Genomic DNA, 10,107 nt, shown 5'->3' on the forward strand with positions numbered 1-10,107 from the left:
CAAAGGGCGCCGCTATCTGCGGTCAAGCTTTCGTCGGGCTGGCACCCTATTCGAGGGTGCGCGGTGCTTTCGTAGTTTTCGGGCTTGAGAACCAGCCGATGATCAGGGATGTGAAGCATGCGGCTGCGGCGGTTGTTGCAAGAGCTGGGCCTGCACCCCAAGAGAAGTGCGCATTTTCACTGATGGCCAGTATTCGGGCACCGAGGATGCCTGTGAGCAGCGCTACCGTGACGGAGATGCAGACGGTGAGGGCTGCCTGCACGGACGATGCTATGCGTCGGTTTTTGCGATTGGCTCCTACGGCGCTGAGTATGGCCGCGTCTCTGCGTACCTGCAGGTTGGAGAGGACGACGAATAGCAGTATTACCGTGACCGTGGTTAGGCCGATAAGTGCAGTGGCGACAGTTATTACAGTGCGTGCTGTTTGTTCCGAGGGGTCTCCGCGTTCTACATAGAGCCTGCCGTCTCCTCCTGTACTTTTGAGCAGCATAGCAAGGACCTTATCTTGCTGGCTTGTTGTCGGGGTGGAATCGGCACGTAAAAACAGGCTCCATTCGTTGCCGGTGGTGATGTTGTGCCGGCCCATGAGCTTCATGGGGAGCAGGACTGTTGGTGCCTGGTTGCTTTGATAGCTAGTGCCTGCGGCCAGTGCGGCAAGCTCGAAGGTGTCTTGGGTTGGATCGGTGCCTTTTCCTCCGATTGAGGTGGCCCCAGCCCCGGAGACTGCTGCCGTTCCGCTACGGATCTGGATAGTGCCGGCTGGTGTGATCACTTGCGGCAACGTTACCAAGGCCGTGCCGGAGTTGAACGCATCCAACTGTTCCTGGCTAGGCTGTAGGCCAAGAAATATGGGAAGGTCTTTGGCATCAACAAGGGCTACCTTGGGGGCCATGACGTAGAAGCCCGTCTTCTCTGCGCATACGTTGGTGCTTACGGATACGCCCGGGCGCACGGGCGTATTGTGGAGACAGTCATACAGCGGGTTTATCACTTGAAGATAACTCAGCATCCCTTGTGAAGTACGCCGGAGAGCGGGCTGGTACTGCACGGCGTCCTTTGCTCCCAGCTCGTCTTGAGCATCGTTGATTATTGAAGGGGGCAGTTGTTGGCTAGTAGTGAATTGGGCTGATCCTGGGGGTAGGTCAGGTGTATAACCCATGCTCAGGGCAAGGCTGGGGAGCAGGAAAGCAGCGACAGTCCCCAACGCGACCACTGACGTTGTTGACAGGGCCACGGCGCGAGTCCGGGCCGGAGCGCGTAGCGCATCACGAACGGCGAGTCTGAACCAGATCGGCCCGGCCAAGTCACCGAGGGACAACCTGCGGATGATTGACAGCAGAAGCAGGACCGCCCCGATAGAGAGCATGAATGTTCCTGCAACAGTCATGGGAAACGATGCTGACGTGGAACTCATCAGCATCACTGTGGCACCGGCGGCAGCAATGACACCAGGGACAAGGACCCCAGCCCGCGTGGTTCTGATGGCACCAGAGTCCCTGCTACTCATCGCTTCCCGAGCCGTGAATTTCGCAACGGAACGGGCAGTCAGTGCACTCGACAACCACGCCACGCCCATCGTGGCCACCACGAGAAGCATTACATCAAGAAGCGGCACTTGCCCGGACAACCAATCCTGATGACTTCGGCTTTTCAGGACTGGAAGCAGGACCAAACTGGTAGCACTTCCAACCGCAACGCCGAGAAGGGTTCCACAAATGGAGAGCGCTCCGGCGGAAATGAGACTGATGTTCCGTCTGATCGTTCGTCCTGCACCGACGACGGATAGCTGACCCAGAGATTGTCGCTGTTTGCGCGAGACTGCCATGAAGCCCGAAAGAGTGATAACTCCAATGAGGGCAATAACGCCAAGGAACATGGGTATGAAGGTGACATTGTTGTTGGCGATCCGGTCCAGAACGCCCTGCCGATCTAGAAAGGGCAGGCCGGAGTTTTGAAGTTGGTCGGGACCGGCACGAACCAGCCATACCATGACCATTTCATCTGATGTGCTTCCGCTGACGGCCGCAGTGAGGTTGGCTTCATCCAGGGGGATCGTCAGAAACGTGGATTCAGTGTCCACAACATCAACGGCGATCCCTGTGATCGTCAGTTCTGTGGGGAAACCTGCAACATTGATGTGGGTTCCGATTGTCGCTCCGAGACGATTTGCTACCGCCTGCGAAACGGCGATGTCACGATCGGCGGTGGGCCATTTTCCATCCCGGAGCACATAGAGCGGCTGGGTCAATGATGACCTCTGGTCAACTAATGTGATGGTGGAGGCCACATCTTGACCGTTGATCCGAGCAACGCCCGGAACCTGTACCAGGGCCTCCAATTGTGTTCCGGAGCCTAGCGCCTTGACAAGGCCCGACTGCGCGGCGCCAAGGACGGTGTTTGGGTCGCTTTGGCGGGTCCCGCTTTGTGTAATACGAGCATCCGCACCTCCCAGGGCACGATCGATGCGCTGCTGAACGGTAAGGGCGGCATTGTGGGAAACTACCGTGAACGTGGTTCCTGCGGCGACTGGCAGGGCAATGAGCGCGACGATCAACAGGCTGACTTTCAGGTCTCGTCTCAGTTCCCTGAACGCGATTCTTCCTGCGAGGGCAATCACCCCGATCTTGAATCTCAAAGTGGTATTCCTGCCAGTAGCTTGCCGTCCAATAGATTCACGACGCGGTCGCAGGATGCGGCGACTTGGGGGTCGTGGGTGACGATGACTGCGGCAGCCCCGGAACTCACCCGTTCACGGAGAATGCCGATAATTTCACGTCCCGTGGCGACGTCAAGGGCCCCGGTAGGTTCATCGGCAAGGATCAGTTGGCGTTCGCCCACTATCGATCGCGCAATGGCAACACGCTGCTGTTGTCCACCGGAAAGCTGATCCGGAAAGCGATGACAAGCGTCCGCATCAATTTCCACCAAGGAGAGAGCCTCCTTGGCAGCCATAGCTGCCAGCTTCCGCGGCATCCCCCCAAGCTCCAGAGGTAGGGCCACATTCTCCAAAGATGTCAGAGTACCCAACAGGTTAAAATTCTGGAAAATCAGGCCAATACGCTGCCGACGGTAGTCATGGACCTGCTCATCCGTGAGCGTGGCGATATCAATACCGGCTACTGAAACAGTGCCACGTTGAAGCTGCTCAATACCAGCAATAAGCAGCAGCAACGTGGACTTACCTGATCCTGATGGACCAACCACCGCAACCATTTCACCTGAATTGACATCCAAGGAAACATCCGTCAACACCTCCGACTCAGAGCCACCCTGATTAAACGAGTGACTCAAAGAACGAACACGAAGAATTGGCGTCCCGGACTTGGCTGCGGAGAATTGATCCATGCCATTCAGCCTAGTAACGCGTCTCTAGGATGGCGCCACTGATGCCCCAAGGACACGGATCTGTCCACATGCCCCAAGTGCCAACGCCCGACCATGGACTGTAGAGGTCAGGGGCCGCTGCGCAGTCCGCCCGGACCCTGGCCTGGCCAGAATAGATGGTGCATGTGGCATGAGCCCTGCCGCTGTCTGTCCACGTAATGCAGTCAACACTCGCCGCTTGGGCCGGCGCGCCCATCAGCAAAGTGCCCCCAATTGCGAGGACCGAAGCTATTGCGGCAGAACGCCGCTTGGTACTGGAAAACATGATTTACCCCTAAAAGTGCGATTCATTGAGTGACGAATCTGGACATCTTTTGTAAAGGGGCGAAGTATTCCCTCCTTCGCCTTCCCCGCCAGGGATAAGGCAGGGAACTGCAGCTTGCTAAACGCTGCCACATACAACGCGAAGGGACCGGACCAAGTATATTAGGAAATAAAAAAATATCAGCTCATTCCCCACAATTCCGCTGTAAATCAGAACCTAGCAAGACGCATAATCGAAGTCAACGCTCGCTGCGAAATGGTTATCATCCCGTGACGGCATGTCGGAGAGATGCCTTGAAAATCTATAGTTTTTTGAGACATGGGCACGGGTCCCCATCCTCAAATCGTCTGGCCCGAGATGACGGGGCACAAAATGTCTCGGAAAGTCGTCCCGCCGTAAAGCGTCTCAATCGATTGCAACGTAGAGGTTTCTGAGTCAAAATGAGGGCGTGAGACATTTGGGATACACGCGTGTGAGTACTTCGAGCCAGGATGCGCAGCTTCAGCTTGATGCGCTGGTCAATGCCGGGGTGCAGAAGCGCGATGTGTTCGCCGATGTCACCTCCGGCAGCAGGACGGCGATCGAGCGTCCCGGGATGAAGAAGCTGCTCGAGTACGCCGAGCCAGGGGACACCGTGGTGGTCTGGCGGGTCGACCGGCTCGGCCGTTCCCTGGTCGATGTCCTGAACACCGTGAACCTGCTGCGCGAACGCGGCGTGAACGTCCGGTCCATTTCGGACGGGATCGACCCGGCGACCTCGACCGGGCGGATGATGCTGAACTTTCTGGCTTCCCTGGCCGAGTATGAGCGCGAGCTGATCGTTGAGCGCGTCAATGCCGGGATCGCGGCGGCCCGGCAAAGTGGCACCCGTTTTGGCCGGCCGCTCTCCGACCCGTCGGTGATCGCGGACAAGCTCGCGATCGCGAAGGACGCCCGTGCGAAGGGGCGCACCGCGGAAGACGCGGCGCACCTGGTCGGCTGGAGCCGCGCAACGCTCTACCGCCACCTGCGCCCAAACGCCTGATCCGTCAAAGGCCAGTCATCACTGATGCCCCACCGGAGCGCAGACGACTATGGCACCAGATGAACCGTAACCCGGGACGACGATCACACACTTAGCGCCAACCGCTGTACCGCTGGTCCCCAAGGCCGATGTAGTACGTGGGGGCGGTGCCACGGCCGCGGCAGCCCGATTCCACCTGTTGCACCGCACCGGCGGCTGCCCTCGCGGCGCTGCTGGCGACGGGTGCGGGGCTCTGGTTTCTGACCCAGCGTACGGAACTGGCCCTGGGAATGGTCCGCGCCCTGGCAGACTACGTGCCCTTCGTCTCCGCAGACTCCGCCTCTTCGTTCCTTCGGACGAGGTCGGAGCAAGTCCGGCACATGGCCGGCAATCCACGCCGCCTGGCTATCAGCCTGGTATGCGCCATCTTGAACTGGGACCTCGACGCGGAGGCGGTCTGGGTGGTGCTGGCGGCATTGGGGCCCCATCTGGGGATCGGCCCCCTGCTCACTGTGTATGGGGCGGGCAACATACTGGCCACTTTGCCGCTCACCCTTGGGGGTCTGGGGTTCGTTGAGGGCGTGATGGTCCGGGCGCTGCCCGGCTTTGCCACTCCGGCAGGAGCCACACTGCTGGGTGTACCGGCCTGGCGCCTGTTGGAATTTTGGCTGCCGTTCCCGCTGGGCGCGCTGGCCTACATGTCGGTTGGCATGGGCGAAGGCGCCGTGTCTATCCACCGACAGCCGCTCGCCATCGGGAACCCTACCGGCGCCCAGGCTCCCCGACGCCGGCGCAGACGCCATTGGCGATGGATGATTGACATCGGCTGCTTGACCATCCGGGGCCATGGGTACAATTAGGCCCGCACACCGGGCGTGCCTGATCGGGTTGCTCCCAGCGGACCGGAATCCCCAGCTTTCCCCTCCCGACCGGCCGCGAAGTCACAGCAGGCTCTCAGACCATTGCGGGAAAGTGGTCGGATACGGCGCGTAACCTCCACGTACAGGGTTGCCGCTTAGTGTCTCGGCGTGAGCCACAGGGGAATGATCGCAGGACGGGGTTCAGCGGATGGTCGATGTGCTGCGGGCGAAGTCCATGCCGCAAGCCGGCGGGGGGCACGGCGAGCTAAGGCGCGCCCGTCCGGCCGCAGTGTTGTGGCTGGTTTATGCCGGGGCGGCCGCCGTCCTGGCCTTGTGGTGGTTCGACACCCCATCGGTTTCAGGTCTTGGCGACTGGCTGACCGTGGCCGGGCGCATTACCGGACTGCTGGCCGGTTACGCCATGGTGGTCCTCATCGCCCTGATGTCCCGCACTCCCCCACTGGAACGTGGCGTCGGGACCGACCGTCTCTCCCGCTGGCATGCCATGGGCGGACGCTACGCCGTCGGACTGACGATGGCCCACGGTCTCCTCATCACCTGGGGATACGCCGTAACCTCCCACACCAACATTGTGCACCAAGGCGTGGTGCTTGTACTCAGCTACCCGGACGTCCTGGCCGCAACAGTAGCCGGGCTCCTGCTGTTGGGGATAGGAGTGGTTTCAGCGCGCGCAACACGGGCGCGGCTACGGTACGAAACCTGGTACTATCTGCATTTCTACACCTACCTAGCCGTCGCCCTGGCCTTCAGCCACCAGTTCTCCACGGGGGCGGACTTCATCAACAACCTGCCCGCCCGGATCCTGTGGTCGGCCCTGTACGTCGCCGTGGGGGTGCTTCTGCTCTGGTACCGGATCCTCACTCCCATCCGGCAGGCCTTGCGCCACCGCCTTCGGGTGGAGCACGTCTACGCCGAGGGCCCCAGGGTCGTGTCGATTGTCATGTCGGGGCGCCACCTCGAGGAACTGGAGACCGAACCTGGACAGTTCTTCCGTTGGCGATTTCTCACCCGGGAGTCCTGGTGGGCAGCCAACCCCTTCTCACTTTCAGCCCCGGCCGCACCCGGAGGGTTGCGCATCACCGTCAAGGACCTGGGCGAACACAGCCACCAGCTCATATACCTCAAGCCCGGAACAAAAGTCGCGGCTGAAGGCCCCTACGGCGCATTCACCGCCGGGCTTCGCCGCAGACGGAAGGTCCTGCTCCTGGGCGGAGGGGTGGGGATCACCCCGCTGCGAACCTTGTTTGAGACCCTTGAGGGTGCGCCGGGCGAGGTGCTCATGATGTACCGGGCCAGCCGCGAGTCCGACGTCCTGTTCCGCCCCGAACTCGACGCAATTGCCGCTGCCAGGGGCACCAGGGTGCACTACCTCATCGGCGCACGCCGATCCGGAGGGCCCAACCCGCTCTCGGCCCGCCGGCTTACGGCGGCGGTTCCGGATCTTGCCGAACGGGACATCTATCTCTGCGGGCCGCCGGGCATGACCGCCGAGGCCATCAGGGGCCTGCGGGCCGCGGGCGTGCGCCCACGGCAGATCCACCACGAATCCTTCGAATTCTAGGAGCACATGTGCGACGCGCCATCATCACCATCGCCGCCACCATCGCCGGGCTCGTTCTGCTGCTCGGATTTAAGACCCACCCCATGTCCCAGGCGACTGGAACGGGACCCGTTGCCGCCGCCCCACCCACCATCGGGGCCACGCCGCAGCCCTCGAGGAGCGCCGCCGCAACCGCCTTGCCGAATGCAGCAACCGCGCCCCGGAAGATCACCGGCTCCACGGTGGACACCCAATACGGTCCCGTGCAGGTGCAGGTCACCCTGACCGGAACCAAGATCACGGATGTGACAGCCATCCAGGTCCCCTCCGGGAATGGCAGGGACCAGCAGATCAACAGCTATGCCGTGCCCCAACTCACCCAAGAAGTGCTTGCCGCCCAGAGCGCACACGTGGACATGGTCTCCGGTGGAACCTACACCAGCGAAGGCTACCTGACCTCGCTGCAGAGCGCCTTGGACCAGGCCGGCATCGAGTGAGCCCGGAAGCTAGCGCGTTGAGTGGTGGTCCCGAACGCAGGGTGGAGTCGTGCATGGGGACGGTCTTTTCCTTTGACATCCGGGCACCGGGCGTCAGTCCCAACCTTCTCCAGGCCGTCGTCGACTGGCTGCACCGCATGGACGCACTATTTTCCACCTACAGGCGAGACAGTGAGATTTGCCGCCTGGACAGGGGCAGCCTGCGCCTCGAGGACTGTAGGGCCGAGGTCCGGGAAGTGCTCAAACTTTGCGAACAGGCCGGACGGGACAGCGGCGGGTATTTCAGCGCCCGGCTTCCAGGAGGGCTTGACCCGTCCGGAATGGTCAAGGGGTGGGCAATCGAGCGGGCCAGCGACATGCTTCGGGACGGGGGTTCAACCTCCCACGCCTTAAATGGAGGCGGGGACATCCAGCTTCTGGGAAGACCGGACCCCGGCCGACCGTGGACAATCGGCATAGCAGACCCTTTTCGCCGCGGCGCACTGGCCGCCACGATCACCGGCACGGACATGGCGATCGCCACGTCCAGCACGGCCGAACGCGGACTGCATGTCATCAACCCGAACTCCGGAGAGCCAGCTTCCACACTCGCCAGCATCACACTTGTCGGCGAGCACCTGACCACCGTTGACGCGTACGCCACCGCGGCGCTGGCCATGGGCGATCGGGCGAGGGCATGGGTCACCAGACTTCCGGGCATCGAAGCGTTCGCGGTCACCGCCGCCGGAGAGAGCTGGCGGACCCCCAACTTTCCGGCAGGCGCCACCGGGGCCTGAACCGCTGCGTGAGTATCTAGCGGCCGGGCTCCCCTAAGATCAGCCGGGCGCCATCTTTAGGGCAGGATGTGCTTGTGCGCGGCCTGTTCGAGTTCCGCAGCCTGGGCCGTGGCCAGCTCCGCCTCCCCGTCCACGCCTATCCCTCGGGTGAGCAGCCAGTAAAGAAACGCCGAGACCGGCAGGCCGATGAAGAGCGAGCCGTCCGCGCCGTCCGTCGCCGCGGCCACGGTCCCAACGAAGAGCGCACCGGCGGAGAAGAAGGGAATCACGACGACGAAGCCAACCAGGTAGGCAATGATGACTGGCCAGCCTCACCGCCCGTAAATGCCGTTGGGCTTGAATATCTCAGCGCTCGCGTAGTGTCCCTTCCGCACAATGAAGTAATCCGTCAGGTTGACGGCAGTCCGGGGGATGAAGACGTACAGGACCAGCAGCAGGAAATCGTTGAAGCTGGCCAGAAAGTCCGCAGATGCGAGATTTGCAAAGAGCAGCCAGATTGCGGCCGCAGTCACAACGGTGGTCACCCGAAGACGCAGCGTCGGGCGGATTTGACGCACACTGTCAATCGAGGAAATCAGCGTCCGGGAGCCGCAGTACATGTTTAGCGCCGTGACGGACACCAGCCCGAGGGCCGCAATGGACAGCACAATGAAGCCGAAGCGCGGAAATAATTTGCCAGCAGTGCCCTCGACGGAGGCGATGGTGTCGAAATTCTTGTCCACGGCCGCTGCGATAAATGCTCCCAGGAACATGACCCAAATGCCGTCCGGCGCACTGCCCCAGAATGTCCACCGGAAGGTGCCGCGGGAGGAGGCGGGCGGCAGGCAGCTGGAGTAGTCGGAGACATAGAACGCCCATGAGATCTGGTATCCGGCTGCCACGCCCAATTGGTCCAGAAAGGGCACCAGATGAAAATCCCCCAGGTTGTAGGCGCCGGCCGGCATGCTCAGGTGCGCCATGACCGCCACCGTCAGCAGGACGAACATGACAATGGTCAAGTACGTCAAGTAGCGCTCGAAGCCGTGGATAAGGTCGTAGCAAACAGGCCCACCACGACGGCGATGATGGGCACCAGCGAGAACCAGACGGCCCCGGACCCGGCATGCAATGACGCGGGCGGGGCCTGGCCTGCAAGCACGGTGTTGAAAACGTTGAACCCGGCGTACTACAAGTAGGCGAACAGCCGCTCCAGGAGGGCGCCGATGTATCCGAGCTACGGCCGGGACTGGATCATTTGCGGGAGGCCAAGCTGGGGGGGGTCCTGCGAGAAGTGCGCCGCCATGAAAAAGGTGCCCACCAGGGTTCCCAGGGCAATGGCGATCAAGGACCAAGTCAAGTTGCCGCCCGTCGTGATGCTGATAAACCCCACGGCCAGCGTGACAATATGGGCATTGCTCATGAACCAGAACGGGCCAATATGGGAGACCTTGCCGTGCCCTTCATTGAGAGGGACGTAGTCGCTGGAGCGGACTTACAGCCCCCGGCCCTGCACTTGCCCAGTGTTCTTGCTCATAATCAATCCCCTTCATTGTTCCTGGCGGAACCCGCAACGACCAGCCTTCCGCGCATTCCCGACTCCCTTTCGGATGCTGCGCGCGTCTGGCACCGCCCGGAATGGCCCGGGAAACATTCGGGTGCATTAGAAGGACCACGGGCCAGGCCGGACGCGCCGGCGCCGGCTGAAGGCACCCCGTGGACCCGGATGGTTGGGAAGCTTCATTACCCTGATCGCCCGCGCTTCACCCCAAATTCACCGTGGCC

Annotated in this window: 9 protein-coding genes and 1 pseudogene; 5 read left to right on the plus strand and 5 right to left on the minus strand. The window is 61.7% G+C overall.

Going from position 1 to position 10,107, the window contains the following annotated elements; all coding sequences use genetic code 11:
* Window positions 1-46: 46 nt before the first annotated feature.
* Both G6035_RS18730 and G6035_RS18735 read right to left on the minus strand, forming a co-directional pair.
* Window positions 47-2,635 (minus strand): FtsX-like permease family protein, encoded by a 2,589-nt coding sequence (locus tag G6035_RS18730; RefSeq protein WP_176618617.1) that lies wholly within the window; start codon window positions 2,633-2,635, stop codon window positions 47-49.
* Window positions 2,632-3,345: an ABC transporter ATP-binding protein gene (locus G6035_RS18735; protein WP_176618618.1), complete on the minus strand. Its 714-nt coding sequence runs from the start codon at window positions 3,343-3,345 to the stop codon at window positions 2,632-2,634. The genes G6035_RS18730 and G6035_RS18735 overlap by 4 nt, the downstream gene beginning before the upstream one ends.
* Window positions 3,346-4,097: 752 nt before the next feature.
* Here G6035_RS18735 and G6035_RS18740 point away from each other — a divergent pair.
* From G6035_RS18740 to G6035_RS18760, 5 genes are all read left to right on the plus strand, one after another.
* Window positions 4,098-4,673: a recombinase family protein gene (locus tag G6035_RS18740; RefSeq protein WP_176618619.1), complete on the plus strand. Its 576-nt coding sequence runs from the start codon at window positions 4,098-4,100 to the stop codon at window positions 4,671-4,673.
* A gap of 137 nt (window positions 4,674-4,810) precedes the next feature.
* Window positions 4,811-5,512: a YbhN family protein gene (locus G6035_RS18745; protein ID WP_176618620.1), complete on the plus strand. Its 702-nt coding sequence runs from the start codon at window positions 4,811-4,813 to the stop codon at window positions 5,510-5,512.
* A 208-nt stretch (window positions 5,513-5,720) separates the two neighbouring features.
* Window positions 5,721-7,094, plus strand: a complete 1,374-nt coding sequence (locus G6035_RS18750; protein WP_176618621.1) for a ferric reductase-like transmembrane domain-containing protein — start codon at window positions 5,721-5,723, stop codon at window positions 7,092-7,094.
* A gap of 8 nt (window positions 7,095-7,102) precedes the next feature.
* A complete protein-coding gene (locus G6035_RS18755; RefSeq protein WP_371131072.1) occupies window positions 7,103-7,570 on the plus strand; it encodes an FMN-binding protein in 468 nt (155 codons plus the stop codon).
* 53 nt (window positions 7,571-7,623) lie between these two features.
* Complete coding sequence (locus G6035_RS18760; protein ID WP_176618622.1) at window positions 7,624-8,346, plus strand: FAD:protein FMN transferase; 723 nt, start codon at window positions 7,624-7,626, stop codon at window positions 8,344-8,346.
* Window positions 8,347-8,402: 56 nt separating this feature from the next.
* Here the strand turns inward: G6035_RS18760 and G6035_RS19825 are convergent, their stop codons facing one another.
* The 3 genes and pseudogenes from G6035_RS19825 to G6035_RS19835 all read right to left on the minus strand — a co-directional run.
* Window positions 8,403-8,615 carry a hypothetical protein gene (locus G6035_RS19825; RefSeq protein ID WP_218063365.1) on the minus strand — a complete coding sequence of 71 codons (213 nt, stop codon included), beginning with the start codon at window positions 8,613-8,615 and terminating at the stop codon, window positions 8,403-8,405.
* A 42-nt stretch (window positions 8,616-8,657) separates the two neighbouring features.
* A complete protein-coding gene (locus G6035_RS19830) occupies window positions 8,658-9,353 on the minus strand; it encodes a cytosine permease (protein ID WP_218063366.1) in 696 nt (231 codons plus the stop codon).
* Between the two features lie 206 nt (window positions 9,354-9,559).
* A pseudogene (locus tag G6035_RS19835) lies at window positions 9,560-9,787 on the minus strand (cytosine permease); the annotation flags it as partial.
* Window positions 9,788-10,107 lie beyond the last annotated feature (320 nt).

The sequence above is a fragment of the Arthrobacter sp. SDTb3-6 genome, from assembly GCF_013376095.1.
Lineage (GTDB): Bacteria > Actinomycetota > Actinomycetes > Actinomycetales > Micrococcaceae > Specibacter.